Here is a 25,766-nt window from a genome sequence, read left to right on the forward strand (position 1 = left end):
GCCGCCATGCGTCCTGCCGTCGCCCTGTTCGCCGCCGTGCTGGGCCTGCTGCCGCTGGCCACCGTCGCCGCACCGGTGCTGGCCCCACCGGATGCGGGCATCGACGGCCTGATGCAGGCCTACGACGGCCAGGTGCCCGGCGCCGCCGTACTGGTGCTGCATGACGGCAAACCGGTATTCCGGCGCGGCTATGGCCTGGCGGTGGTGGAGGACGGCACGGCGGTCACCGCGGCCAGCAACTTCCGGCTGGCCTCGGTCAGCAAGCAGTTCACCGCTGCGGCGGTGCTGCTGCTGGTGGAAGATGGCCGGCTCGGGCTGGACCAACCTGCCCGGCAATGGCTGCCCGAACTGCCCCCGGCTGCGGCCGCCATCACCATCCGCCAGCTGCTCTCGCATACCGGTGGCCTGCCCGACTACGAAGACCTGATGGACCCGGCTGATGCTCGGCAGGTGCATGACGCCGATGTGCTGACCCTGCTGTCGCGCCAGGACCGGCTGAACTTCGCGCCCGGCACGCAGTACCACTACAGCAACAGCGGCTATGCGCTGCTGGCACTGATCGTCGGCCGCGCCTCCGGCCAGGATTTCGCAGCCTTCCTGCAACAGCGCATCTTCCGCCCGCTGGGCATGGCCCACACCGTGGCCCATCAGGACGGCATCGATACCATCGCCGCACGCGCCTATGGCTACAGCTGGATCGATGGCCGTTGGCGGCGCACCGACCAGAGCACCACCAGCGCCGTGCTCGGCGATGGCGGCATCTATTCCTCGCTGGACGACCTGGCCCGCTGGGATGCGGCGCTGTACGACGACCGCCTGCTGTCGAAGGCCTCGCGCCGCGCGATGTTCAGCCCCGCCACATCGACGCCCGAACCGGATGTACCGCACTACGGGTTCGGCTGGCGGCTGAATGGCCCCGTGCAATGGCACAGCGGCGAGAGCATCGGCTTCCGCAACGTGATCGTGCGCCACCCGGAAAAACACCTGACCGTGATCGTTCTGACCAACCGCAACGACCCCGAACCCTATCCGCTGGCGCTGAAGATCGCCCAGCGCTGGCTGGACACCCTGCAATGACCGCCGATTCCGGTGCCCTGCTGGGCATCCACCACGCCGCACTGATCTGCAGCGACTACGCACGTTCAAAAGACTTCTACGTGCGCATCCTCGGCCTGCGCGTGCTGGCCGAGAACCACCGCGCCGCGCGCGATTCCTGGAAGCTGGACCTGGCCCTGCCCGACGGCGGCCAGCTGGAACTGTTCTCCTTCCCCTCGCCGCCGCCCCGTCCCAGCCGCCCGGAAGCCCAGGGCCTGCGCCACCTCGCGTTCCGCGTGGCCACGCTGGAACCCTTCATCCAGCGCCTGTCAGCGCACGGCGTAGTGTGCGAACCGATCCGCGTGGACGAGTACACCGGCCGCCGCTTCACCTTCTTCGCCGACCCCGACGACCTGCCGCTGGAGCTGTACGAAGCCGGTTGACGTCCCCGGGGGTCAGATCCCTTTTCCGACGGAAAAGGGATCTGACCCCATCGCCGCCACCGGAAACGTCATCCACGCATGGCATGGATCTGTGTCGACCAAGGTCGACACCCACCAACCGCACCAGCACCGGCAGATCGCCGGAAACTGTCGAAGGCGGGGCATTGTGGGTTTGCGGGGTGTGAGCCGCATGGATGCGGCGACCAAGCCCCCAGGGACGGGTTTACGGCGGCCCCGCAAACCCACAGTGCCCCGCCATCCCTCAGCAAGTCCGCTTTTGCTGTTGCTCCGGCTGTTGCGGCTGCCTCTGCAGGTGCAGGGCGCAGCCCTGCAAAGCCCCCCTTCCCCATACCCCGCCGAATGGGTATACAGTCGACCCATGCCGGCACCGTGCCGGAATGAACCCTGGGAGGGGACCATGCGCAACACCTTCAAGACCCTGCTGCTGGCACTGCCGCTGTGCCTGGCCGCCCTGTCGGCCCAGGCCGCCGACGGCGCCGCCGGCCGCTGGAAGACCATCGACGACAAGACCGGCAAGGTGAAGTCGATCGTCGAGATCAGCCAAGCCGCCAACGGCACCCTGACCGGCAAGGTGGTCGACATCCTGCACTCGGACAAGGGCCCGAACCCGGTCTGCGATGGCTGTGAAGGCGCCAACAGGAACAAGCCGGTGAAGGGCATGACCATCCTCTGGAACCTGAAGGCCGATGGCGCCAACAAGTGGTCCGGCGGCACCATCCTCGACCCGGCCAACGGCAAGACCTACAAGTCGAAGATGGAGCTGCAGCCGGGTGGCACCAGGCTGGACGTGTCCGGCTGCATCGCCTTCATCTGCCGCGCGCAGACCTGGCAGCGCGAATAAGCGCCCCGGCCCCCGCTTCATCCCCGTGACCCGGCCCCGGCCGGGTCACGTCGTTGCGGGCATGCGATACTCTGCGGTTCCCCTCGGCTTCACCCCGCGACCATGACCCGTACCGCGCTCGTCACCACCGCCCTGCCCTACGCCAACGGCCCGCTGCACCTGGGCCACCTGGTCGGCTACATCCAGGCCGACATCTGGGTGCGTGCGCGGCGAATGAGCGGCGGCAAGGCCTGGTTCGTCTGCGCCGACGACACCCACGGCACGCCGATCATGCTGGCCGCGGAAAAGGCCGGGGTCACCCCGGAAACCTTCATCGCCAACATCCAGGCCAGCCACGAACGTGACTTCGCCGCCTTCGGCGTGGCCTTCGACCACTACGACTCGACCAACTCGGCGGCCAACAAGGCACTGACCGAGCAGTTCTACCTGAAGCTGGAAGCGGCCGGCCACATCAGCCGCCGTTCGGTCGCCCAGTTCTACGACCCGGCCAAGGGCATGTTCCTGCCCGACCGCTACGTCAAGGGCATCTGCCCGAACTGCGGCAGCCCCGACCAGTACGGCGACAACTGCGAAGTCTGCGGCGCGACCTATGCACCGACCGACCTGAAGGAGCCGCGTTCGGTCATCTCCGGCGCCACGCCGGAAATGCGCGATTCGGAGCACTTCTTCTTCGAGGTGGGCCACTTCGATGCATTCCTGCGCGAATGGCTGGCCGGCGATGTCGCCCTGCCGGGCGTGAAGGCCAAGCTGGGTGAGTGGCTCAACGCCGAAGGTGGCCTGCGCGCGTGGGACATCTCGCGCGATGCGCCGTACTTCGGTTTCCAGATTCCCGGCCAGCCGGGCAAGTACTTCTATGTCTGGCTGGATGCGCCGATCGGCTACCTGTCCAGCTTCCAGACCCTGTGCGGCAAGCTCGGCGAGGACTTCGAAGCGCACCTGCGCGCCGGCACCGCCACCGAACTGCACCACTTCATCGGCAAGGACATCGTCAACTTCCACGGCCTGTTCTGGCCGGCGGTGCTGCACGGTACCGGCCACCGCGCGCCGACCCGCCTGCACGTCAACGGCTACCTCACCGTGGACGGTGCCAAGATGAGCAAGTCGCGCGGCACCTTCGTGATGGCGCGTACCTTCCTCGATGCCGGCCTGGAGCCGGAAGCGCTGCGCTACTACTACGCCGCCAAGTCCGGCGGTGGCGTCGACGATCTTGACCTGAACCTGGGTGATTTCATCGCCCGCGTCAACGCCGACCTGGTCGGCAAGTTCGTCAACCTGGCCAGCCGCTGCGCCGGCTTCATCAGCAAGCGCTTCGACGGCCAGCTGGCCGCGCAGCTGCCCGACGCGGCGCAGTACCAGCGCTTCGTCGACGGCCTGGCGCCGATCCGTGAAGCCTACGAGCGCAACGACCCGGCTGCGGCGATCCGCCTGACCATGACCCTGGCCGACGAAGCCAACCGCTACATCGACAACGTCAAGCCGTGGGTCATCGCCAAGCAGGAAGGCGCCGACGCGCAGCTGCAGGCCGTGTGCAGCCAGGGCCTGAACCTGTTCCGCGTGCTGGTCACCGCACTGAAGCCGGTGCTGCCGGCCACCGCCGCGCAGGCCGAGGCCTTCCTGGCCGCGCCGGTCAATGACTGGACCGAACTGGCACAGCCGCTGCTGGGCCACCGCATCACCGACTACACCCCGCTGTTCACCCGTATCGACCCGAAGAAGATTGACGCCATGATCGACGCCTCCAAGGACACCCTGCAGCCGGCCGCCGCTGCCGCCCCCGCCGCCAGGACCGACGCCGCCAAGCCGGCCACACCGGCCCCGGCCAAGGACGACGCGAAGAGTGCCGATGCTCCGGCCTATGTCGGCATCGACGATTTCGCCAAGCTCGACCTGCGCATCGGCAAGGTGCTGGTGTGCGAGTTCGTGGAAGGTTCGGACAAGCTGCTGCGCTTCGAACTGGATGCCGGCGAACTGGGCAAGCGCCAGATCTTCTCCGGCATCCGTGGCAGCTACGGCGAGCCGGAAGCCCTGGTCGGTCGCAGCGTGGTGTTCATCGCCAACCTGGCGCCGCGCAAGATGCGCTTCGGCCTGAGCGAAGGCATGATCCTGTCGGCCGGTTTCGACGGCGGCGCGCTGGCGCTGCTGGACGCCGACAGCGGCGCGCAGCCGGGCATGCCGGTCCGCTGATGCCTGCAGCGGGCGCGGCCACCGCCGCGCCTGCCGGCAGCATCGGCCAGCGGAGGCAACGCGATGGGAAGCAATGGAATGGAACTGGCGCTGTTCGACTTCGACCACACCGTGACCACCTGCGATACCTATGGCCGTTTCCTGCGCCGCGTGGCCACCGCCGAACAGCTGGCGCAGGCGTGGTGGAAGGTCGGCCCGTGGCTGGCCGCATACAAGCTGAAACTGATCTCGGCCGAACGCATCCGTGCACGCGTCACCCGCCTGACCTTCAGCAACCGCCACAGCGATGACATCGCCACGCTGGCCGCAGGCTTCTCGCGTGAGTTCCTGCCCGAGGTGGTGCGCCCGGAAATGCTGGAGCAGATCCGCTGGCACAGGGAACAGCAGCATACCGTGGTGATCGTGTCCGGCTCGCTGGACCTGTACCTGCGGCCATGGTGCGAGCAGCTGGGCCTTCAGCTGATCTGCAACCGGCTGGAAAGCCAGGACGGCCGCCTGACCGGTCGCTATGCCGGTGGCGACTGCGGCCCGCGCAAGGTCGAGCACATCCGTCGCCAGTTCGATCTGTCCCGCTACGTGCGCATCCATGCCTACGGTGACAGTTCCGAAGACAAGCCGATGCTGGCGCTGGCCCACGAGCGCTGGTTCCGTGGCAAACCCCTGAAGTAACCCCGACGCGCAGCCTTCGCCACGCATGAGCCTGATCCCGCCCCTGACCGAACGCCTCGACCGCCTGCTGCCGCAGACCCAATGCGGGCAGTGCGGCTACGACGGCTGCCGCCCGTATGCGCAGGCGATGGCGCGCGGCGAGGTGGGCGTGGACCGCTGCCCGCCGGGCGGCGATGCCGGCGCGCGCGCGCTGGCGCAGGTAATGGGCGTGCCTGCCATTCCGTTTGATCGTTCGCGTGGCGAACACAAGGTGCCGCAGGTGGCGCTGATCGTGGAAGCCGACTGCATCGGCTGCACCAAGTGCATCCAGGCCTGCCCGGTGGACGCCATCGTCGGCGGCGCCAAGTACATGCACACGGTCATCGCCGATCTGTGCACCGGTTGCGAACTGTGCATTCCGCCGTGCCCGGTGGACTGCATCGAGTTGCTGCCCCTGTAACAGGGGTCGGATCCCTTTCCGCGGGAAAGGGATCCGACCCCATCCCGCAGTTACGGCACAGCCGCCGTCACCACGATCTCGACCTTCCACTCGGCGTGGGCCAGCTTGGCTTCGAAGGTTGCGCGGGCCGGGGTCGCGCCCTCGACCACCCACTCGTCCCACGCCTTGTTCATGCCGTCGAAGTCGGCGATATCGGCCAGGAACACTTCCGCGCGCAGCACGTGCTGGCGATCACTGGCGACCAGTGCCAGCAGCTTGTCGATCTCCGCCAGCACCTGCCGGGTCTGCCCGGTGATGTCCTGGCTGGTGTCTTCCGGAATCTGGCCGGAGAGGTAGGCGACCTTGTTGTACACGGTCATTTCGGACATGCGCGGTCCGACGTCGTAACGCTCCATCATGGGCGTGGCTCCTGCGGGTGATCAGGCCTGCATTGTCCTCCAATCCGGTCGACGGTGGGTGCACGGGCACCTTCCGCGACACGTCACTACCGGGCTCCGACGGTCCCACTGGTCAAATGACGATGACAGGCGCACGATGCGCCACGCCCGCGTTGACACCGCCCTCGCCCCTCCTGCCGCACCCTTGCGCCGATGACCGTCCCCGTCGATTCCACCACTGCCCCTTCCACGCCAGCCTGGAAGCGGGTTGCCACCATCGTCATCCCGCTGCTGATCCTCGCCCTGGCCCTGCACGGCCTGGCCAACGAGTTCGACGAGCACGGCTACCGGGCCATCCGCCAGGCGTTCCGCCAGCTCAGTGGCATGCAGATCGCGCTCACCGTGGTACTCGGCCTGGCCAGTTACGCCTGCCTGATCGGCTTCGATGCCATCGGCCTGCGTCGCAGCGGCATCCGCGTGCACCCTGCGCGAGTCGGCATCACCGCGTTCCTTGCGCACACGCTGGGCCAGACCGTGGGCTTTGCCGCGTTGACCGGCGGCGCGGTACGCCTGCGTGGCTACCGCAGCGCCGGCCTGGACCTGGCGCAGATCGGCCAGGTGGTGCTGATGAGCACGCTCGGCTTCGTGTTCGGGGCATGGCTGCTGATCAGCGTGGCACTGTGCATGGAACCTGCAGCGGCAGCGTTGGCATTGCCATTGAATCCCGATGCCGTGCGCATCGTCGGCATCGTCGCCCTGCTCGCATATCTCGGCACCGTGCTGCTGGTCGGCCGCGATGGACGGCAGTTCAGCGTGTTCGGCCATGCGTTGTGGCTGCCCGACCGCCGCACCATGATCGGCGTCACCGTGCTGAGCGTGATCGAACTGGTGCTGGCCAGTGCCGCGTTCTACGTGCTGCTGCCGGACTCCACGCCGACCGGACTGCCCGGCTTCGTCGGCCTGTACCTGGTGGCCGTGCTGGCCGGCCTGGTCTCGACCGTGCCCGCCGGCCTTGGCGTGTTCGAGTGGAGCCTGCTGAAGCTGTTGCCGCAGGTGGCACCGGCGGCGGTGCTGGCAGCGGCGCTGATCTACCGCGTCACCTACTACGTGCTGCCGCTGGTGCTGGCCACCCTGCTCGCGCTCGCGCCCGCCCTGCGTCAGCCACTGCAGGCCAGCGCCGGGGCAACCCGTGCGGGCTGGAACGCGCTGCGCCCGTGGCTGCCGCAGATCATCGCGCTGGCGGTGTTCAGCATCGGCGCCGCACTGGTCATCGACGGCACGCTGCCGACGCCACGCCGTCACCTGGTCAATGCCTCGCTGCCGATCCTGGAGACCTCGCACCTGATCGGCAGCCTCAGCGGCGTCGCACTGCTGCTGATCGGCCAGGGCCTGGCCCGGCGCAGCCACGCCGCGTGGGTGCTGGCGATGGCGGTGTGCGTGATCACCCCGCTGCCGCTGTGGCTGCGGGGTGGCCAACTGTTGATCGCCGTCTCGGCAGTGCTGGTGGCGATGGCACTGTGGGCCGCACGTCGCGAGTTCTACCGCCAGGGCGCGCTGCTGGACGAAGCCTGGTCATGGCCGTGGCTGCGCAACCTCGGCCTGGTGCTGGTCGCGGTCACCTGGCTGCTGTTCTTCACCTACAGCCATGTCGAGTACCAGAACGAGCTGTGGTGGCAGTTTGCGATATCCGGCAACGCACCACGCGCGCTGCGCGCGTTGCTGGTCGTGGCGATCGCGCTGGTGATGTTCGGCCTGGCGCGGCTGCTGCACAGCACGCGCAGCCCGCTGCCAGCCGCCGACGAGGCCACGCTGCAATCACTGGCGCCGGTACTGGCCGGTGCCACCGATACCCAGGCCTTCCTGGTGCTGACCGCCGACAAGGCGGTGCTGCGCGACGAGGCGAAACAGGGCTTCGTGATGATGCAGCGCTACGGCGGTTCGCTGATCGCGATGGGCGATCCGGTCGGCCCGCCGGAGGTCGCCCGCGCATTGATCTGGCGCTTCCGCGAGGAAGCCGACCGGCTCGGCCTGCGCCCGGTGTTCTACCAGGTCGGCGAGTCCTACTGGCAGACCTACCTCGACCTGGGCCTGGGCCTGGTCAAGCTGGGCGAAGAAGCGATGGTGCCGCTGCACGATTTCGGCCTGGAAGGCCGCGAACGTGCGGACCTGCGCCAGGCCTGGAACCGGGGCAAGCGCGGCGGCCTGTCCTTCCGTGTGGCACCGGTGGAGGAAATTCCCAGCCTGCTGCCGCGCCTGCACGCGATTTCCAACGCGTGGCTGGAAGACAAGGCCGGCGACGAAAAGGGCTTTTCGCTGGGCAGCTACGACCCGGATTACCTGGTGCGGTTCCCGGTGGCACTGGTCGAGGCCGAAGGCCAGATCGTGGCGTTCGCCAACCTGTGGCAGGCGCCGGCCGGTGCCGAGCTGTCGGTGGACCTGATGCGCCACGTCAACGAGGCGCCGAAGGGCACGATGGACTTCCTCTTCATCGAGCTGTTCCTGTGGGGCCGCGCGCAGGGCTATGCACGCTTCTCGCTGGGCATGGCGCCACTGTCCGGGCTGGCGCAGCATCGCCTGGCCGGCCGCTGGAACCGCCTGGCCGGCCTGCTGGCGCGGCATGGCGAACGCTTCTACGGCTTCAGTGGCCTGCGCCGCTTCAAGTCGAAGTTCGACCCGCAGTGGCGGCCACGCTATCTCGCTGCGCCCAGTGGCATGCACCTGCCGGCCGCACTGCTGGATGCCACGCGCCTGATCTCGCTGGACCCGCGGCGCAACTGACGCCCCGCACCACCAGGCATACCCGGTGCCACCTGCCGCCCGGTAGGTGTCGACCTTGGTCGACACGCTCATCCCCAAGGCGCCCTCAGCCCCAGCGCCTACCAAGGTCGGCGTCTACCAAGCGCTACATACCGCCCTTGAGGATCACCTCGGCCAGCCGATCATAGTCACCACCGAAATGGTGGTCACCCGGCAGCTTCACCTTCTTCACACCGTCATTGGCCGGCAGGTCCGGGCACAGTGCGTCCTCATCCTTGTCGCCGTACACGCACAGCGTTTTCTCCGCCGGCAGTCTGGCCACTTCCGGCGCGATCGGCAGGCCGTCGCCGCCGCCGCCCAGCCAGTTGCTGACGTGGAACTCGAAGTCGGCCTTCTTGCCTACCGACAGCAGCACGATGCGATCCAGCGCTGCACGGGTATCGGCATCGAGCTGGTTGATGGTCGCCGGCAGCACGTCGGCCCCCTGCGAGAAACCGATCAGCATCACCTTGTCGCGGTGCCACTGCTGGCGATAGTGATCGATGATCTTCTGCAGGTCAGCAGCGAAGCCCTTCGGCGTGCGCTCGCTCCAGAAGTAGCGCAGCGAGTCGATGCCGACCACGGCCACGCCGTGCTCGTTGAGCGACGACGCCACGTCCTTGTCCAGGCCGGCCCAGCCACCGTCACCGGAGACGAACACGGCCAGCGTGTCGCCGTTGCCGGTCGCCGGTACTTCCACCACCGGCAGGCCCTTCAGCGCGGCCGGCGGCGGTGCCAGGCTGACGCCTGCCTGCGCACCCATCACCCGCGCTGCAGCCACCAGGCCCGGTGAGGCATCACCACGCGCCGTGCGCTTGAACTCGCGCGCCATCGCCACCTGCTGCACGAACCCGCTGGCCTCGCCCGCCTTGCAGCCGTGATCACCGGCTGCACTCAACCACGGGAAGTTCAGCTCGGCGGGTTGCAGCGTGTTGCGCTTCACGCCATCGCCGCAGACCATGCGCTCGTGGTTGTGGTCCGGGCAGAAGCCGGTGGTGAGCAGGCCGGCGAACACCTGGGTGTCGGCCTGCGCGGCCAGCGAGTAGGCCATTTCAGCGCCTTCGCCATCGCCGCCGACCAGCGGCAGGTGGTACCCGGGCAGATGCAGCGAGGCCTGCAGCCAGCGCGAGAAATTCTCGACATCGCCGGAACCGAACGAACAGGTCGGGTTGCCTTCGCGCTTGAGCACGCCGCGCAGGTGCGCGATGTCCACGGCGGCGACCATCGCACCGTCGGCACGCAGGGCCTCGATCGGCAGACGGCTGGTATCGCCACCGGGAGTCGGTTCGTGGAACCAGATCACCACCCGCTGCGGGGTACCGGCCGGCATATGCACCGGAATCTGTTCGAACCGCCCGTGGCTGAACTGCTGCACGGTCGCTGCCGCGGTTGCCGGCAGTGCGGCCAGCGCCAGCACCACGCCCATTACCCTGCCCAGCCCTGCACGCTTCATATCGCAGCCCCGATGGAATGCGCACACGATACGCTGCCTCCACGTGCACGGCACGTACCGGTGCAGGCCGTTGGGGTTTCAGCAGGCTGCGGCGCGACGACTGCGCCGATACAGCGCCAGCGCCAGATACAGCAGCCAGCCCACGATCACCACGATCACCACTTTCTGCCCCAGCCCGCGCGGCGGCCCGCCACGCCACAGCACGTGCAGCCATAGCAGCACGAAGGCCAGCCAGGCCCAGCCCCAGAGCAGGCCGGCGGCGGATTGCCAGCCCGGTTCGCGGCGCAGGTACCAGGCCTGCAGCAGCATGCCGACGCTGGCACACAGGAATGCAGTGTTGGCCGCCAACCCGTGGATGAACGGTGCCAGCAGCGGGGTTGCTTCGGGCAGCCAGCTGTCACCGATGGCGACCGTGGCCAGGCCCAGCGCCGAGACCGTGAACAGCAGCGGCGCCGCCGCGCTGCGCCGCGGGCCGATGCTGCCGCGATAAAGGGCGATGCCGAGCAGGGCGATCGCCAATGCCAGCAGGCAGTAGGCCGCGCGCAACGCCAGCCCCCACGGCCCATGCAGGTAGAGGCTGAGCGTGGCCCGCACCCAGTCCAGGTCGGTGCGTGCGAACTGCGTCCACAGCGCGGTGGCCAGGAACAGAACCAGGGCTGCCAGCGCCAACAGCGCCGCCGGACGCGCGCGGCTCATGCGGAGGCCTCCGGGTGCCGCGCCTGCCATTCGGCCAACGCCTTGCGGTAGCGCTGCAGCTCATCGGCATACAGATCCAGCACGCACAGCGGGCAACCGCTGCCGCAGCATTCGTTGGGACCGGGCTCTTCCGGCGGCAGCGGACGGGGATCGGGATCAGGGACGGACACGGTTGGAAGCGGCGATCGGTGGAAACAGGCCCCAGTGTACCGGGCTGGCTCAGTGGTCCAGCTGGCGGCGCAGGTTGTCGCGCGCGGCCGCGTCGAGGCGCTGGTGGAAGAATTCGCTGAGGAAGATGCGCGGTGCGCGCAGCAGGCCCTGCAGGAAACGGCGGCGACCGGCGCGATACAGGAAGCCCGGCACCACGCCCTTGTACTCCTCGGCCACGCCACGGTCATACGCGGCGAACACCGGTTCCGGCGCGGCCAGGATCGCCATGTCGCAGTCCAGGAACAACGCGGCCTCGGCATCGACATCGTCCGGGCCGAGCGCGCCATGGCGGGCGGTCAGCAGGATCAGCTGCTCGACCCGGGCGGCATCGACGGCGGCGAGTTCCGGCGCCTGCGCGATCGCCTGCAGGGCCAGCTGCGCCGAACGCGCCTCGTTGTCCTTTCGCCCCGCCACGTAGATCGCATCGTGGTAGAGCACGGCCAGGTAGACCTCGGCCGGTTGCTGCCAGCCGGGGCCGTCGGCAACCTCCTGGCAGTGCTGCAGCACCGCGCGCACGTGGCCGAAGTGGTGGTAGGCCCGTGGCGGCGTTGCATAGCTGTCCTGCAGCGCCTGCCACTGCACTGGAGCGAGCGTCAGCGGGGAAAAGTCCATGCGCGGATCATCCCGCCTGCGCCGGTGGCGGGCAAGCTGTCACTTTTTTCACCACGCCCTCACAAGGCCCTTCGCACTAGGCCGCAACGCGGTTGTCCACAGCTTTCCCGAGCGCTGGTCCACACCGGTTGTGGATGAACGTGCGGACCGACCAACGGTCGCTGCAGCGGTGCGCGCACAGGTCTACACTCGCCTCAGGCGGGAGCGCCCGCCGCTGCCGGGAGCCGTCATGTACCGTCCTGCCGCCCGATTCGTTCTGCTCGCACTGGCCGCATTGGCAGCACCGTCCGCGATCGCACAGGATCATCCGGGAACGGCCGCGCCGCTGGCCGTTGCCAGCACCACCACTCCGGCGATGCCGACGCCGCAGCAGGTGTTCGCGATTCCACCGGCGATGCGCGACATGCTGCGCACGCAGGTGATCAATCACGGTTACTCCCGCGAGCAGCGCCTGCAGGCGCTGGTGGAGATGATCTTCGACCGCCACGGCCTGGACCTGCAGTACGACGCCGATGCGACCTTCACCGTCAGCGAGATCTGGCAGCAGCGGCGCGCCAACTGCCTGGCCTTTACCCTGATGTTCGTCGCGCTGGCACGCGAAGCCGGCATCCAGGCACGCGTGCAGGAAGTCGGCCAGGTCGTGTCGTGGTACCAGGACCAGGCCCAGGGCCTGGTCTACAGCGTCGGCCACGTCAATGCCGGGGTCGGCTTCGCCGGCCGCTTCGCCACCGTCGATCTGGATCGCAACGTGCTGTACGACCGCCGCGGGCCGCTGCCGATCAGCCAGGCACGGGCATTGGCACACTTCTACAACAACCGCGGCGCCGAACGCATGGCCAGCGGCGATCTGGTGGGTGCACGCACCTTCTTCAATGCCGCGCTGGCACAGGACAACAGCTTCGCCGCCACCTGGAACAACCTGGGCGTGCTGGAAAACCGTACGGGCGATACCGCCGCCGCGCGCCGGGCATTGGAAACGGCGCTGCGACTGGACGGCCGCCAGGACGCTGCACTGACCAACGCCAGCGCGCTGTACCGGAAGCTGGGCATGATCATGCAGGCGCAGGCGCTGGAGCAGCGCCTGCAGTCGGTGCAGCGCGAGGATCCGTTCGCGCAGTACATGCTCGGCGCCGAGGCCGAACGCGCCGGCCGACTGGATCAGGCGATCCGCTATTACCGGCAGGCCGTGCGCCTGTACGACACCGCACACCAGTTCCACTTCGGGCTGGCGCGGGCCTATTTCCTGGCCGGCCAGCTCAAGCGCGCCGATCGTGAACTGCTGCGCGCGCAGGCGCTGGGCGGTGCCCCGCAGCAGGCGCGCTACCAGGCCAAGCTGGACAGCCTGGCCCGCTGGCGCGCACAGCAGCAGGCCAGGCGCTGAAGGCCGGTCAGGCCTTCTTGAGGAAGCAGGTCTTCAGGACCAGGCCCTTGATCTTCTCCGAGTTGCCTTCGATGTGCTCGGCATCGTCCTCGACCAGGCGGATGTTGCGGATCACGGTGCCCTGCTTGAGCGGGATCGAGGAACCCTTCACCTTCAGGTCCTTGATCACGGTGACCGTGTCACCGGCCTGCAGGGTATTGCCGTTGCTGTCACGCACGACCAGGGTCGAACCGGCACTTTCCTCGGCGGTCCATTCGAAGCCGCAGTCGGCGCAGATCCACAGCGCGCCATCGGCATAGGTGTTTTCCAGGGTGCACTGCGGGCAGGCGGGGGCAGAAGACATCAGCAAGTACCTCAAAGTGAATCAACAGCCGCCATTGTAACCGCCCGGCTCGCCTGCCCTTTTCCGGGCGGCGCCCGGCTCCCGGCTTGACCCGATCCGGCCTCCCGGTACGGAATGGGAGGCCGCAGGAACTTGCAGTCGGCGGCGAACTGCAGCAGAGTGCGCGGCCCCTGATCGCCCCCCGGAACTCCCCATGCGCCTCGGCATCGACTTCGGTACCAGCAACTCCGCCGCCGCCATCGTGCATGAGGGAACACTGCTGCCGATCCGCTTCGGCGACGCCGAGCAGTTCCGCACCAGTGTGTACTTCCCCGGCGTGGTGCCCGACCCGGACGACTTCCAGCTCGACGACGGCCAGGAACACCAGCTGCAGCAGATGATCGACAGCGCCGCGCGCGCGGCGCGCGCCGCCGGCCAGGAACGCACGCCGCAGGCGCTGCGCCGCGAAGCCCTGCGCGCGCTGCGCCGGGAATGGATGGAAGCCCGCGCCGGCAAGGAACGCAGCGCCAACGACCTGCTGCAGAACGCGGTCTACGGCGACGAAGCGCTGGAAGCCTATTTCGAGGAACACGAAGGCAACCTGGTGCAGAGCCCGAAGTCGATGCTCGGCTACAACCTGCACCCGCGCGCGAAGCAGACCATCACCGGCATCGCCGCGCACATCCTCGAACACATCCGCCTGACCGCCAGTGCCCAGCTCGGCCGGCCGCTGCGCGCCGCCCTGCTCGGGCGCCCGGTGCAGTTCCGCAGTTCGATCGGCGCAGCCGGCAACGACCAGGCGCTGGACATCCTGCGTGAAGCGGCCACCCAGGCCGGCTTCGACCAGGTTGATTTCCTCGAGGAGCCAGCCGCGGCGGCCATGCATTACCACGCCGAAAGCCGCGAGCGGCACCAGGCGGTGATCGTCGATATCGGCGGCGGCACCACCGACATCGCCCATGCCGAAGTCGGCGGCGACGACGCCCCGCGCATCCACCGCGCCTGGGGTATCGCCCGCGGCGGTACCGACATCGACCTGGCGCTGAGCCTGTCCAGCTACATGCCGCTGTTCGGCCGCGGCATCACCCGCGTGCCGGCCCACCACTACGTGGAAGCGGCCACCGTGCAGGACATGACCCGCCAGCGCGAATTCCGCCTGCACAAGTACGACCATGTCGACGCGCCCTGGGGCGACCGCCTGCAGGCCCTGCAGGACACCGGCAACACCGCCCGCCTGTACCGTGACGTCGAACGCGCCAAGATCGCCCTCAGCGCTGCCAGCGAGCACCGCAGCACGCTGGACTACATCGCCCGCGACCTGCATGCCGACAGCAGCGCCGACGGCCTGGCCGCCGCCGCCCATGGCTACCTGGAGCAGATCCGCGAGCTGCTGGCCCAGGTCCGCAGCGACATCGGCGGCGACCCGGATGCCGTGTTCCTGACCGGTGGCATGTCCCGCGCCGGCTACCTGCGCCAGGCGGTGGCGGCCGCCTTCCCGGGCGCCCGCATGGTCCACGGCGAGCCCTCGCTGGGCGTGGTCCAGGGCCTTGCGCTGGCGGCAGCCAGCCAGGATTAACAAAACGTTACGCGGTCTAAGTTACTCTTGGTCGGCTAGAACCCTGCTGCCCCTTCCACCGGCCATGCCGGTGTGTGTCCACGGTGCAGCCTGGCCCGCCCAGCGGGCCTAGCGGCCATGCCTTCCTGGCTCGTTCATGGTCCGCGCAGCACCTGAGCCGCCATTGAGACCCGCTTTGGGCACCCGCCAGGCCCCTGAGGCCTTACAACCTGACGCAGCACCTGCACCCATCGACTGCCGCCGTTGTGACGCGGTCTGTTGCCGGTTGCCCGTGCTGCTGCAGCCCGGCGACCACGTGCCCGGCCAGTTCCTGTCACGCGACACCCACGGCCGTGCCGTGATGGCGCGCAACGAGGAAGGCTGGTGCGCGGCGATCGATCCCTATCACCTGCGCTGCACGATCTATTCGCAGCGCCCGGCGATCTGCCGCCAGTTCTCGATGGGCGGCGATGACTGCCGCCGCGAGCGGCAGGACTACCTGCGCCAGGCCGATGCCTGGGCGCTTTCCTCCCCTTCCACCTGACAGGAGCAACCATGCCCCGCAAGGCAAAGACCCCCGCGAAGGCCAGCAACAGCATCCGCAGCGAACGCAAGGGCGCGGCCGCCAGCACCGTGGTCAGCAGCGATTCGATCGCTTCGGACCTGGCAGCGTTCCGCAAGGCCGGTGGCAAGATCGAAGTCCTCGGCACTACCTGGGCGCTGAAGAAAGCCAGCTGACCCAGCTCCGACCGCGGCGGCGCTGCCGCCGCGGCCTGCCGGACCGCGCTCAGCGATCCAGGCGTACCCGCACACTGCCCGAATGCGACTGGACGCGGATGTCACCGTCGCCATTGCCGAGCCGAGTATCGAGATGGCTGCCGGGGCCGTAGCGCGGCCGTTCCAACTGGCCGGCATCGCTGTTGATCGACCCGCTGAAGCTGTTCACCGACAGCTGCGCCGAAACCGTGCGTGGCAGGCGCAGGTTGACCGACGCGCTCACCGATTCGACATTGATACGGCCCCCCGGCGCCAGCCCGGCCGCCGACAGGTCGATGCTGCCCGACACGGTTTCCACCGCCAGCCGCTGCACCCGCCCGGCATCGACCTCGACCCGGCCGGATACCGTCTGTGCACCGATGTCACCGGACACGCCGCCGCCGGCTTCGATGCGGCCACTGACCGTGTTCACGTCCAGCTTCGGCGTCTGCAGGCGCGCGATGACACCGCCGCTGACCGTATTGAGCTTGCTGTCGCCGCTGCGACCGGAGGCGCTCAGGCTGCCGCTGACCGTGTCGGCCTGCAGGCGGCGCACATCGATGCCGCTGATGTCCTGGCTGGCACTGACCGTACTCAGCAGCAGTTCCACCGAGCGCGGCACGTTCAGCACCAGCGTCGCGCCGCCGTTGTTGTTGCGACGCGGATACTCGATCTCCCAGCGCACGCGGTTGGCACTCTTCTCCTGGCGCAGCTGCAGGCCATCGCTCAGCGTACCGGTGAGCTGCACGTCGTTGCGGTCCCAGCCACGCACGCTCACTTTGCCGGCCACGTTGCTCAGTTCGATGCGGCCGCCGGCGGCCAGGTTGTGGCGCTCGTCGATCCGTGTGTCAGCCAGGGCCACCGCGGGCAGCAGCAACAGCGCGGCGCAGCAGGTCATCAGGGTTCGTGTCATCGGGGGTCTCCTCAGGTCGTCAGGCCGGACTCGGCGGCATAGGCCGCCTGCCGGGTCAATTCCAGCCGCAACGCATAGGTGCGCTTGAGCTGGCCAAGCAGATGCGGCGCGCGTGGATCCTGCGCCAGCGCGGCCCGGATCTGTGCCGCGCTTTCATCGAGTTCGTGCAGCGCCGGCTGCCATTCCGGCGCCCGGCCTGCGGGCAACGAGGCCACTGCCTGCTGGTACTGCTCGGTCATCGCCGCGGCCTGCAGTTGCAGGGTAGACGGCACCGGCGCGTCCGGTTGCGCATGGCGCCACGGCGCCACCGCGTAGAGCGCCAGGCTTGCGGCCAGTGCGGCCCCCACCGGCAACCACCAGCGCCGGCGCGAACGCCCCGGCAGCACCACCACGTTGCCGGTCGGCGCAGGCGCCGCCTGTGGTTCACGCGGCGGCAGCTGCGCCGACAACCGCGTCCAGCCATCGGCGGGCAGGCCGCGTTCGGAAGGCAGCGCGCGCAGTCGGGCCACCAGATCGTGGTCGGAATCGTGTTCGTGTGTACTCATGTCATGTCTCCCAGCCGTGCGCGCAACAGGCCGCGCGCACGATGCAACTGTGCCTTGGAGCTGCCGACGGCCATCTGCAGCTGCGCGGCGATCTCCTGGTGTTTCCAGCCCTCGATGTCATGCAGCACCAGTACCGCGCGCGCCCTCGGCGGCAGCGTCGCAAGCGCGCGCTCCAGGTCGCGCTCGGTACCGGCGCAGCGGTCGTGTACGGCCAGTTCCTGCAGTCCTCCGTCCACATCATCAAGACTGTCGTGGTCCTGCCCGGCGGCGCGCCCACGCAGTTCCATCAGCGCAGCGTTGACGCCCAGGCGATGCAGCCAGGTCGACAGGCTGCTCTCGAAACGGAACCCCGGCAGCGCCTTCCACGCCTGCAGGAAGGCTTCCTGCAAGGCGTCTTCGGCACGCGCCTGCTGGCCCCCGCACAGCCGCCACAGCACGGCGAACACGCGCGGTGCATGCCGCCGGTACAGCAGTTCATAGGCCGAGGTATCGCCGGCGGCGGCCGCCCGCACCAGGGCGGGTTCATCGACGGCGTCGTGGGCGGCAGGCGGCGCGGGCATGGTGGTGTCGAGCATATCGCTTGGATGCGGCGGCCCGGGAAAAGGTTTAGAGCCGGACGACGATCACTGCCGTGCAACCTTTTCGACTCCTGCTGCATCCATGGAAGGTCCTTCGCGAAATTGCCGTCCAGGAGTCCTGCCATGTCCAGCCCAACCTGCGCCGCCCTGCTGGTGATCGCCGCCTGCGTCGTGCTGCAGGCACTGGGCCTGTCGCTGCAGCTGCACCCCGGTAACGGCCGTGCCTGCCTGCAACAGCACCGCCAGGCGCTGGTGTGCCTGGCCTGGGCCCCGGCGGTCGAATCCCCGGCACGCGCCGGGTAACATCGAAGGTCGCTATTGCCACCTGTTGTCGCCCCATGATGTTGTCGCTGAAGGATCACCTGCCGCCCTGGACCCACCCGTGGTTGAACTACGCCGGCGTCGCCCTGCAGATCGTAGTGGTGCTTCTGGTCGCGTGGCTCCTGCGCGTGCTCGCCCGGCGCCTGATCCGCCGCTTCGCCGAGCACTACACGTTGCCGCCCGAGATGGTGATGGGCGCGCGCCGGATCACCAGTTTCGTGGTCTATTTCAGTGCCCTGCTGTACATCCTCAGCCTGCTCGGCGCGAAGCCCTCGGTGCTGTGGACCGCGTTCACCGGCTTCGCGGCCGTGGGCGCAGTGGCCTTCTTCGCGGCCTGGAGCGTGCTGTCCAACATCTTCTGCACGCTGCTGATCTTCACCACCCGCCCGTTCCGCCTGCACGACTACATCGAGGTGCTGGAGAACGGCGAGAAGCCGGGCCTGAAGGGCCGGGTGATCGACGTGAACCTGATCTACACCACGCTGCAGGAGACCGGCGAGGGCCACGAGGGCACAGTGCTGCAGCTGCCGAACAACCTGTTCTTCCAGCGCACGGTACGGCGCTGGCGCGACCCGGCGCAGGCCCCCGGCGGCATCCAGGGCGACGGTTGAGGGTGGAGTTTTCGGCAGGGCTGCGCCCTGCACCTGCAGAGGCCGAAGCCGAAGCAAGATCAAGAGCGGCATTCCGTGGGATGGCGGGGCGGTGTGGGTGGTCAGGACACGCCGTAAACCCCCCTCCGGGGTCCGGCCCAGCCGCTGGCGGCTGTGCGTTCGGGCGCTTGCGAAGCAGTGCTTCGCAAGCAAAGCGCCCTCACCCCTGGGGGCTCGATGGCGCCATCCATGGCGCCAACGGTCCTGCCCACCCACACCGCCCCACCTCTGACAGATTCCGCGCGCTGTTGGTGGGTGCCGACCGTTGGTCGGCACATCTGTCAGATATCGATAGTCAAAATTGGATCCGACCCCGTGCCGACCAACGGTCGGCACCCACCATCAGCAGCAGGTTCCAACAGATCGCGGAAATCTGTCGAAGGCGGGGTGGGTCCGGTTGAGGGGGGCCAGATCAGTGAGCGCCATGGATGGCGCCTTTGATGTTGACGTTGCTTCTGCAGGTGCAGGGCGCAGCCCTGCAATAAAACACCCCTTTACCTCAGCTGGCTGTCCTTGCTGCCACGCCGGTTGTACCCGGCATGCGCCTGGTCTTCGTCGTCCCGCGCCTGCTGGCACGCAACGCACAACCGCACACCAGGCACAGCCCGGCGTCGCGCCAACGGGATCGGCGCGTCGCATTCCTCACAGTGGTCCAGACCGGGGCCGTCGCGCAGCTGGCGCCGCGCGCGGGCGATCGCATCATCGACAGTGGCGTCGATCTGGTCCTGGACCGCGCCGTCTCCTGCCCAACCGGTGGCCATGGCTATCCTCCGCAGGTGTGTCGCCCGATATGGGGACGATACACCCCGGCAAAAAGGAAGGCCTTCATGTAGAGCCGAGCCATGCTCGGCTGCTCTTCAGGATGCCAAACAGAACGCCGACGGATCCGATCAGGCCGATTGCGACTTAATCCCCTCCGTCCCCTTTTTGCTTACCAGACCAGGTCGTCGGGCACCTGGAACTGCGCGTAATAGGCGTCGTCTTCTGCGTTGCCGGTGGAGATCTCGGCGGTCGAGCCCGGCTGGCCGTGGTCGACGATGATTGCTTCGGGTGCGCGTTCACGCACCTTTTCGGCGGCGGCGCGGGGCAGCAACGCATAGCCCTCGCCGTGGGCGACGATGACCAGCACGCCCACCGACAGCGCCTTGCGCAGCTTGGGGTCGATCAGCAGGGTACGGATCGCCGCGCCATCGCTGAAGCGGTACTCGTCGTCGCCCTTGTGGGGTACGGCATGGGCCGTGATGATCTGCCTGGCCTGGGCCTTCTGTTCAGCCTGCCTGGCCTGGGCATTGCGTTCGGCGGCCAGTGCGCGGTCGCGCTCGACCTTCTCGGCGCGGGCACGTTCAGCCTCGCGCTGGACCTCGGCCGAGGTCGATTCGGCCTTGCCCTGGCGGGCCTTGGCCTGCTCGCGTGCGGCGGCGCTGGCCTGCGACTTCTTGGCCAGGCCGGCCTTGAGCAATTGTTCCTGCAGCGCGTTGGGCTTTGCCATGGTCGGTGCGTACCGCGTGTAATCTTGGATGCCCCATTCTACCGACGCCCCGCCGCCCCTGCATGGCAGTCCTGAAGTACCTCACCGGTTATCCCGAACCCCTGGTTGCCCAGGTCAGCGAGCTGCTGGCGCAGGGCAGGCTCGGCCCCTGGCTGCAGCAGCGCTACCCCGACCCGCACGAGGTGCGCAGCGACCGCCAGCTGTACGACTACACCCAGGAGCTGAAGGACCGTTACCTGCGCAAGTCGGTGCCGCTCAACAAGGTCTGCTACGACAATACGCTGGAAGTGATCAAGCACGCGCTGGGCACCCACACCGCCATCTCCCGCGTGCACGGCGGCCGCCTCAAGGCCAGCCGCGAGATCCGCATCGCGACCGTGTTCCGCCAGGCACCCGCGGCGTTCCTGCGCATGATCGTGGTGCATGAGCTGGCCCACCTGAAGGAAGCCGACCACAACAAGGCCTTCTACCAGCTGTGCCAGCACATGGAGCCGGACTACCTGCAGCTGGAGTTCGATACCCGCCTGTACCTGACCGAGCTGGCCAACCGCGGCCAGCGCTGACCGGCCGCAGCAGCTACACTGCGCGCCCCCTGCCCGACCTGCCTGCCATGGAACCGATCCGTCTCGACAAACGCCTGTCCGCCCTGCTCGGCATCCCGCGCGGCGAAGCGCGGCGCTACATCGAAGGCGGCTGGGTCACGGTCAACGGCGACGTGGTGGAACAGCCGCAGCGCCCGGTCGATGACAGCGCGGTGATCGTGGTGGCCGAACAGGCCAGCGATGAAAAGGCCGAGCGGGTCAGCATGCTGCTGCACAAGCCGGCCGGTGTCGCCGCCGAAACCCTGTGTGCCCTGGTCAGCAGTGACAGCCGCAGCGAACTTGATGCCAGCGACATCCGTCCGTTGCAGCGTCACTTCCACGGCCTGCAGCTGGCCGCCTCGCTGCCGGCCAGCGACAGCGGGCTGGTGGTGGTCAGCCAGGATCCGGCCACGCTGGCCCACCTGCAGCGCAACCTGGGCCGTACCGAGCAGGAATACCTGATCGAAGTGGCCGAAGGCGGTCCCGAGCGCGGGCCGTGGCTGATGGCGCGGCTGCAGCAGGAATCGGGCGGCGCCAAGGTCAGCTGGCAGAGCGAGCAGCGCCTGCGCTTCGCCGGCAAGGGTCTGACGGCCAAGGGGCTGCGTGTGGCGGTCAGCGCCGCCGGCCTGCAGGTCACGGCCGTGCGCCGCCTGCGTATCGGACGCGTGGCGCTGGGGCCGCTGCCGCCGGGGCAGTGGCGCTACCTGGGCAGCGACGAGCGGTTCTGAGGTGTGCGGGTCAGGGCCCTTTCCCGTGGAGAGGGATCCGGGGGTCGGATCCCGTGCCGAAGGCAGGGGCTCTGACCCCCGGTCGATCCTGCAGGCATTCCTTCACGCATGGCGTGGCTCTACCATCGGGGCATGAGCCTGCCCAAGCCGCTGTGGCGACGCCTGCTGCGTGTTGCTGCGATCATCCTCGCCGTGCTGGTGCTGCTGGTCCTGTCCGGGCTGCTGCTGGCCGACCATCTCACGCCGCAGGCGCATGGCGCGCCTTCGCACGTGCTGCCGCTGCAGCCGGCACAGACCCGCATCGACCAGCAGATCGTGCCGCTGCAGGCGGCCCATCCCGGCCAGTCGGGCGTGGCCTTCCTCAGCGATGGCATGGATGCCTTCGCCGCCCGCGCGATGATCACCACCCAGGCCGGCCGCAGCCTGGACCTGCAGTACTACATCTGGCACGACGACCTGATCGGCCACCTGATGGCCAAGGCGCTGTATGACGCCGCCGAGCGCGGCGTGCGCGTGCGCATCCTGCTCGATGACATGAATGCCAAGGACAAGGACGCGCTGATGATGGCGCTCGATGCCCATCCGAACATCGAGATCCGCCTGTACAACCCGTTCCGCAACCGGACCGGCATCCTGCGCATGGTGGAGATGGTGCAGCGCTTCTTCAGCGTGAACCACCGCATGCACAACAAGAGCTGGATCGCCGATGGCCGCGTCGCGATCGTCGGTGGCCGCAACATCGGCGAGGAGTACTTCAGCGCGCGCACCGACGTGAACTTCCAGGATCTGGACCTGCTGGTCGCCGGCCCCGCCGTGGAGCAGGCCAACCGGATCTTCGACGACTACTGGAACAGCGAAACCGCCATCCCGGTATCCGCGCTCGCCTTCCATACCGACGCACAACTGCGCCTGCTGGTGCGCGAATCGGACCACGAGGCGCAGCGGGACGTGGCCCGCCCCTACCTTGCGCGCGTGGCCGAATCACGCCAACGGCAGCGCCCGAGCCCCGAGCCGTTGCACTGGAGCGGTGCCGTGCGCATCGTGTCGGACCCGCCGATGAAGCACCGCAGGGATGATCGCGCCACCTGGCTGGTGTCGACCCTGATCAGCGAGCTGCAGGCCGCCCGGCACAAGGCCCTGTTGATCTCGCCCTACTTCGTGCCCGGCAACGAGGGCCTCGATGGCTTTTCGGCAATGGCCGGGCGGGGCGTGCAGGTGGGCGTGGTCACCAACTCGCTGGCCGCCAACGACGTCGCCGCCGTGCACGGGGGCTACATGGGCTACCGCGGGCCACTGCTGGAAGCGGGCGTCCACCTGTACGAGCTGAAGGCACAGGGTCAGTCGGGCGATGCCGGCGTGTTCGGCAGCAGCGGCGCGAGCCTGCACACCAAGGCATTCCTGATCGATGACCGCCGCGGTTTCGTCGGCTCCTTCAACCTGGACCCGCGCTCGGCCTACCTGAACACTGAAATGGGTGTGCTGTTCGACGATCCGGTGCTGGGTACACAGCTGCGGGACGAATACCTGCGCCTGGCTGACCCCAGGCACAGCTGGTGGCTGGCACTGGACGACCGCCGCCGGTTGCGCTGGCTGGAGCGCGAACCGCCACCGCACTGGGTGGAGGCCGAGCCAGGGGCAACGGCGCGCAAGCGCTGGTTGTCGCGGGTGATCAGCTGGCTGCCGGTGGAATCGCAGCTGTAGCGCTCAGGACGCCGGAGTGGCCTCATCCTGTCCGGCCTCATCCAGCGTTTCCACGTTGCGCCCATGCAGGCGCCGCCAGATCCAGCGCAATGCATGCGGCGGTGCCGAAGGCAGCTGCTCCAGCAGGGCCAGCATGCGGCTCTGGCTGGCATGCCCATGGCGGCACAACAGGCTGGCCGCTGCGGCCGCGCTGGCCAGGCGCAGGCTGTCGGCCAACGGTCCTTCCGCATCCACCGCCAAGGCCTGGTGAACCGGCTCAGGCAACTCCCATGCGGCAGCGACCCGCTGCGCCAGCGGCAACGACCACTGCTGCAACAGCTGCAGGGCCAACGCCGGCTCCACGGGCTCGCCACGGGCCTGTGCCTCCTGCAGCAGCTGGCGCATCACCAGCGCCGCACCCAGCCCCTGCACCAGGCCCAGCCACTGCGCGGCGAAGGCATCGCCGAAGGTGACCGTGCGTGCGTGGTCGGCCGCTGCACGCGATGCCAGCAGTGCGTGCTCCCAGATGATCGCGCTGAACTGCGGGAACACCTCGCATTGCACCTGCATCACCGGCTGCACCAGTACCGCACTGATGATCTGGCGCACGCCCTCGGTGCCGACCAGGGTCACCGCCCGCTGCAGGCTCTCTACCGGGCGCTCGTGGACCTTGTAGGCCGGGCTGTTGGCGATGCGCAGCAGGTTGCCGGTCAGCACCGGGTCTTGGCCGATGATCGCGGCCATCACCCGGGCCGAGGCGGCATCGTCGTTGACGGTCTGGATCAGCTGCGGCAGCAGCTGCGGCCGGCGGGGCAACTGCCTGGCCGCCCAGTCGCGGTCCTGCAGCGCGCGCGCCACCGCCTCGCCCAAGCCTGGGTCCTGCACCGGCGTTGGCTCGCCGGCCAGCCGTGGGTACAACGCAAGCGCATGCAGCCCGCGTTGCAGGTGAGCGGCGATCTCCGGCGACGGCAGCGCCTCGCCCTGCAGGCTTGCGGCTGCGGCGGCCACCGCCTGGCGGGATGCGGCAACCAGCCGCGCCGGTGCCGCCCCGGTCGAACGTGTCAGCCAGCCGCGCAGCGATCGCCACCATGCCGCTGTCATCGCCGCCCGTCCTGTCGTTGTGATGCCCTTGCCGTCACTGACCGCCCTGCCTCTTCACGCCCATCCGGCCACCCGCCGTCGTCGCAGCATCGGCCGCACTTTCATCTTCTTTAACCGGACGGCCGCCGACGTCGACGGCAACGGCCGGGCGAATGGACTAGAATGGCGCCGCGCGACCCGTCCCCCAGCCATGACGACGTCGCTTTTTTTGTTTTGGGACCCTACCGTTCACTGGCCGTTCGCTGCAGTTCGCCGCTGTTCGCGCCATCGGAGACGCCATGCTATTCGAAACCCTCGCCACCACCGGCCACGAACAAGTGGTGTTCTGCCACAACCACGATGCCGGCCTGAAGGCGATCATCGCCATTCACAACACCACCCTGGGCCCGGCCCTGGGCGGCGTGCGCATGCGCCCCTACGCCAGCACCGACGAGGCACTGGCCGACGTGCTGCGGCTGAGCCGGACGATGACCTACAAGAATGCGCTGGCCGGCCTCAACGTCGGTGGCGGCAAGGCGGTGATCATCGGCGATCCGAAGGTGGACAAGACCGAGGTGCTGTTCCGCGCCTTCGGCCGTTACGTCGACTCGCTGGGCGGCCGCTACATCACCGCCGAAGACGTCGGCACCGACGTCAACGACATGGAGAACATCTACCTGGAGAGCCAGTTCGTGACCGGCGTGCACCAGGTCCATGGCGGCTCCGGCGATCCGGCCCCGTTCACCGCCTACGGTGCGCTGCAGGCGCTGATGGCGGCGATGCGCTTCAAGTTCGGCCACGAGGAAGTGGGCAAGACCAGCATCGCGGTGCAGGGCCTGGGCCACATCGGCATGGAGCTGGTGAAACTGCTGCGCGACCGCGGTGCCAAGCTGTATGTCACCGACCTGGACAGCGCACTGGTTGATCGCGCGGTCAGCGATTTCGGCGCCGAAGCGGTCAAGCCCGACGAGATCCACGAAGTGAACGCCGACGTGTTCGCACCGTGCGCGCTGGAAGGCGCCATCAACGCCGACACCCTGCCGCGGATCAAGGCCAAGATCATCTGCGGTACCGCCAACAACCAGCTGTCGAGCCTGGAAATCGGCGATGAACTGCACGCGCGCGGCATCCTGTATGCGCCGGACTATGCGGTCAACGCTGGCGGCGTGATGAACGTGTCGCTGGAGATCGATGGCTACAACCGCGAACGCGCGATGCGCCTGATCCGCAGCATCTATCACAACCTCACCCGCATCTTCGAACTGTCGCAGCGCGAGAACATCGCGCCGCAGCGTGCGGCCGACCGCATCGCCGAAAGCCGCATCCTGTCGATCGGCAAGCTGAAGATGCCGCTGGGCCGCAGCACCCCGCGCCTGGGCAACCTGCGCGGCGGCTGAGCCTGCCGATGTCG

Annotated in this window: 29 protein-coding genes; 17 read left to right on the forward strand and 12 right to left on the reverse strand. The window is 68.4% G+C overall.

What is annotated here, in order from left to right; translation table 11 throughout:
• Positions 1-6 precede the first annotated feature (6 nt).
• The 6 genes from AC5QAB_RS01890 (at position 7) to rnfB (ending at position 5,632) form a co-directional block, all read left to right on the forward strand.
• Positions 7-1,077: a serine hydrolase domain-containing protein gene (locus AC5QAB_RS01890; RefSeq protein WP_046431895.1), complete on the forward strand. Its 1,071-nt coding sequence runs from the start codon at positions 7-9 to the stop codon at positions 1,075-1,077.
• Positions 1,074-1,478 carry an SMU1112c/YaeR family gloxylase I-like metalloprotein gene (gene gloA2 / locus AC5QAB_RS01895; protein ID WP_014647959.1) on the forward strand — a complete coding sequence of 135 codons (405 nt, stop codon included), beginning with the start codon at positions 1,074-1,076 and terminating at the stop codon, positions 1,476-1,478. The genes AC5QAB_RS01890 and gloA2 overlap by 4 nt, the downstream gene beginning before the upstream one ends.
• 418 nt (positions 1,479-1,896) lie before the next feature.
• Positions 1,897-2,340, forward strand: a complete 444-nt coding sequence (locus tag AC5QAB_RS01900; protein ID WP_032958676.1) for a DUF2147 domain-containing protein — start codon at positions 1,897-1,899, stop codon at positions 2,338-2,340.
• A 102-nt stretch (positions 2,341-2,442) separates the two neighbouring features.
• A complete protein-coding gene (metG, locus tag AC5QAB_RS01905) occupies positions 2,443-4,524 on the forward strand; it encodes a methionine--tRNA ligase (protein ID WP_164110717.1) in 2,082 nt (693 codons plus the stop codon).
• Between the two features lie 78 nt (positions 4,525-4,602).
• Positions 4,603-5,193 carry an HAD family hydrolase gene (locus AC5QAB_RS01910; RefSeq protein WP_032958670.1) on the forward strand — a complete coding sequence of 197 codons (591 nt, stop codon included), beginning with the start codon at positions 4,603-4,605 and terminating at the stop codon, positions 5,191-5,193.
• A gap of 25 nt (positions 5,194-5,218) precedes the next feature.
• The gene (gene rnfB, locus AC5QAB_RS01915; protein WP_164110719.1) at positions 5,219-5,632 is read left to right on the forward strand and encodes an Rnf electron transport complex subunit RnfB; all 414 of its coding nucleotides are present in this window, start codon (positions 5,219-5,221) and stop codon (positions 5,630-5,632) included.
• A 50-nt stretch (positions 5,633-5,682) separates the two neighbouring features.
• Here the strand turns inward: rnfB and AC5QAB_RS01920 are convergent, their stop codons facing one another.
• Positions 5,683-6,030: a RidA family protein gene (locus AC5QAB_RS01920; protein WP_005418155.1), complete on the reverse strand. Its 348-nt coding sequence runs from the start codon at positions 6,028-6,030 to the stop codon at positions 5,683-5,685.
• 192 nt (positions 6,031-6,222) lie between these two features.
• On the opposite strand from AC5QAB_RS01920, the gene mprF reads away from it, so the two are divergent.
• On the forward strand, positions 6,223-8,787 hold the full coding sequence (gene mprF / locus AC5QAB_RS01925; protein WP_197561984.1) for a bifunctional lysylphosphatidylglycerol flippase/synthetase MprF: 2,565 nt from the start codon (positions 6,223-6,225) through the stop codon (positions 8,785-8,787).
• A gap of 124 nt (positions 8,788-8,911) precedes the next feature.
• Here the strand turns inward: mprF and AC5QAB_RS01930 are convergent, their stop codons facing one another.
• The 4 genes from AC5QAB_RS01930 to AC5QAB_RS01945 all read right to left on the reverse strand — a co-directional run bounded on the left by AC5QAB_RS01930 (position 8,912) and on the right by AC5QAB_RS01945 (position 11,776).
• Positions 8,912-10,258, reverse strand: a complete 1,347-nt coding sequence (locus tag AC5QAB_RS01930; protein WP_495233124.1) for a virulence factor family protein — start codon at positions 10,256-10,258, stop codon at positions 8,912-8,914.
• A gap of 78 nt (positions 10,259-10,336) precedes the next feature.
• Positions 10,337-10,954 (reverse strand): DUF998 domain-containing protein, encoded by a 618-nt coding sequence (locus AC5QAB_RS01935; protein ID WP_049447121.1) that lies wholly within the window; start codon positions 10,952-10,954, stop codon positions 10,337-10,339.
• On the reverse strand, positions 10,951-11,124 hold the full coding sequence (locus AC5QAB_RS01940) for an oxidoreductase-like domain-containing protein (RefSeq protein WP_032958663.1): 174 nt from the start codon (positions 11,122-11,124) through the stop codon (positions 10,951-10,953). The genes AC5QAB_RS01935 and AC5QAB_RS01940 overlap by 4 nt, the downstream gene beginning before the upstream one ends.
• 49 nt (positions 11,125-11,173) lie before the next feature.
• Positions 11,174-11,776, reverse strand: coding sequence for an HD domain-containing protein (locus tag AC5QAB_RS01945; RefSeq protein ID WP_049447118.1), 603 nt, complete (start codon positions 11,774-11,776; stop codon positions 11,174-11,176).
• 229 nt (positions 11,777-12,005) lie between these two features.
• On the opposite strand from AC5QAB_RS01945, the gene AC5QAB_RS01950 reads away from it, so the two are divergent.
• Positions 12,006-13,157, forward strand: a complete 1,152-nt coding sequence (locus AC5QAB_RS01950; RefSeq protein WP_134966276.1) for a tetratricopeptide repeat protein — start codon at positions 12,006-12,008, stop codon at positions 13,155-13,157.
• 7 nt (positions 13,158-13,164) lie between these two features.
• Here the strand turns inward: AC5QAB_RS01950 and AC5QAB_RS01955 are convergent, their stop codons facing one another.
• Positions 13,165-13,500 (reverse strand): zinc ribbon domain-containing protein YjdM, encoded by a 336-nt coding sequence (locus tag AC5QAB_RS01955; protein ID WP_049442344.1) that lies wholly within the window; start codon positions 13,498-13,500, stop codon positions 13,165-13,167.
• Positions 13,501-13,693: 193 nt separating this feature from the next.
• Between AC5QAB_RS01955 and AC5QAB_RS01960 the strand changes: the two genes are divergently transcribed.
• The 3 genes from AC5QAB_RS01960 to AC5QAB_RS01970 all read left to right on the forward strand — a co-directional run bounded on the left by AC5QAB_RS01960 (position 13,694) and on the right by AC5QAB_RS01970 (position 15,772).
• Complete coding sequence (locus AC5QAB_RS01960) at positions 13,694-15,055, forward strand: Hsp70 family protein (protein WP_049407984.1); 1,362 nt, start codon at positions 13,694-13,696, stop codon at positions 15,053-15,055.
• 229 nt (positions 15,056-15,284) lie between these two features.
• Positions 15,285-15,578 (forward strand): YkgJ family cysteine cluster protein, encoded by a 294-nt coding sequence (locus AC5QAB_RS01965; protein ID WP_053462562.1) that lies wholly within the window; start codon positions 15,285-15,287, stop codon positions 15,576-15,578.
• Positions 15,579-15,589: 11 nt separating this feature from the next.
• Positions 15,590-15,772: a hypothetical protein gene (locus AC5QAB_RS01970; RefSeq protein ID WP_005410566.1), complete on the forward strand. Its 183-nt coding sequence runs from the start codon at positions 15,590-15,592 to the stop codon at positions 15,770-15,772.
• 49 nt (positions 15,773-15,821) lie between these two features.
• Here AC5QAB_RS01970 and AC5QAB_RS01975 read toward each other — a convergent pair whose 3' ends face one another.
• The 3 genes from AC5QAB_RS01975 to AC5QAB_RS01985 are packed head-to-tail and all read right to left on the reverse strand — an operon-like array spanning position 15,822 to position 17,823.
• Entirely contained in the window at positions 15,822-16,703 is an 882-nt protein-coding gene (locus AC5QAB_RS01975; RefSeq protein ID WP_197561262.1) for a DUF4097 family beta strand repeat-containing protein, read from the reverse strand.
• 11 nt (positions 16,704-16,714) lie between these two features.
• Complete coding sequence (locus AC5QAB_RS01980) at positions 16,715-17,248, reverse strand: hypothetical protein (RefSeq protein ID WP_014647970.1); 534 nt, start codon at positions 17,246-17,248, stop codon at positions 16,715-16,717.
• Positions 17,245-17,823 (reverse strand): RNA polymerase sigma factor, encoded by a 579-nt coding sequence (locus AC5QAB_RS01985; protein WP_032958649.1) that lies wholly within the window; start codon positions 17,821-17,823, stop codon positions 17,245-17,247. Before AC5QAB_RS01985 ends, AC5QAB_RS01980 begins: the two co-directional genes overlap by 4 nt.
• Before the next feature lie 126 nt (positions 17,824-17,949).
• On the opposite strand from AC5QAB_RS01985, the gene AC5QAB_RS01990 reads away from it, so the two are divergent.
• Both AC5QAB_RS01990 and AC5QAB_RS01995 read left to right on the forward strand, forming a co-directional pair.
• Positions 17,950-18,129: a hypothetical protein gene (locus AC5QAB_RS01990; RefSeq protein WP_014647972.1), complete on the forward strand. Its 180-nt coding sequence runs from the start codon at positions 17,950-17,952 to the stop codon at positions 18,127-18,129.
• 35 nt (positions 18,130-18,164) lie between these two features.
• Entirely contained in the window at positions 18,165-18,758 is a 594-nt protein-coding gene (locus AC5QAB_RS01995; RefSeq protein WP_080469282.1) for a mechanosensitive ion channel family protein, read from the forward strand.
• A 533-nt stretch (positions 18,759-19,291) separates the two neighbouring features.
• On the opposite strand, the gene AC5QAB_RS02000 is transcribed toward AC5QAB_RS01995, so the two are convergent.
• Together AC5QAB_RS02000 and AC5QAB_RS02005 are read right to left on the reverse strand one after the other, a co-directional pair.
• The gene (locus tag AC5QAB_RS02000; RefSeq protein ID WP_049404696.1) at positions 19,292-19,558 is read right to left on the reverse strand and encodes a DksA/TraR family C4-type zinc finger protein; all 267 of its coding nucleotides are present in this window, start codon (positions 19,556-19,558) and stop codon (positions 19,292-19,294) included.
• Positions 19,559-19,728: 170 nt separating this feature from the next.
• A complete protein-coding gene (locus AC5QAB_RS02005) occupies positions 19,729-20,286 on the reverse strand; it encodes a DUF2058 domain-containing protein (protein ID WP_014647975.1) in 558 nt (185 codons plus the stop codon).
• A gap of 62 nt (positions 20,287-20,348) precedes the next feature.
• Between AC5QAB_RS02005 and AC5QAB_RS02010 the strand changes: the two genes are divergently transcribed.
• The 3 genes from AC5QAB_RS02010 to AC5QAB_RS02020 all read left to right on the forward strand — a co-directional run bounded on the left by AC5QAB_RS02010 (position 20,349) and on the right by AC5QAB_RS02020 (position 23,296).
• Positions 20,349-20,849 (forward strand): M48 metallopeptidase family protein, encoded by a 501-nt coding sequence (locus AC5QAB_RS02010; protein ID WP_014647976.1) that lies wholly within the window; start codon positions 20,349-20,351, stop codon positions 20,847-20,849.
• 47 nt (positions 20,850-20,896) lie between these two features.
• Positions 20,897-21,595, forward strand: coding sequence for an RNA pseudouridine synthase (locus tag AC5QAB_RS02015; RefSeq protein WP_032958643.1), 699 nt, complete (start codon positions 20,897-20,899; stop codon positions 21,593-21,595).
• Between the two features lie 108 nt (positions 21,596-21,703).
• On the forward strand, positions 21,704-23,296 hold the full coding sequence (locus AC5QAB_RS02020) for a phospholipase D-like domain-containing protein (protein WP_197562067.1): 1,593 nt from the start codon (positions 21,704-21,706) through the stop codon (positions 23,294-23,296).
• Between the two features lie 3 nt (positions 23,297-23,299).
• On the opposite strand, the gene AC5QAB_RS02025 is transcribed toward AC5QAB_RS02020, so the two are convergent.
• Positions 23,300-24,376 carry an HDOD domain-containing protein gene (locus tag AC5QAB_RS02025; protein WP_262088033.1) on the reverse strand — a complete coding sequence of 359 codons (1,077 nt, stop codon included), beginning with the start codon at positions 24,374-24,376 and terminating at the stop codon, positions 23,300-23,302.
• A gap of 278 nt (positions 24,377-24,654) precedes the next feature.
• Here AC5QAB_RS02025 and AC5QAB_RS02030 point away from each other — a divergent pair, with 278 nt between their 5' ends.
• Positions 24,655-25,752: a Glu/Leu/Phe/Val dehydrogenase dimerization domain-containing protein gene (locus AC5QAB_RS02030; protein WP_008264553.1), complete on the forward strand. Its 1,098-nt coding sequence runs from the start codon at positions 24,655-24,657 to the stop codon at positions 25,750-25,752.
• Positions 25,753-25,766: the final 14 nt, after the last annotated feature.

This window comes from Stenotrophomonas sp. YJH_SMC_127, assembly GCF_059372445.1.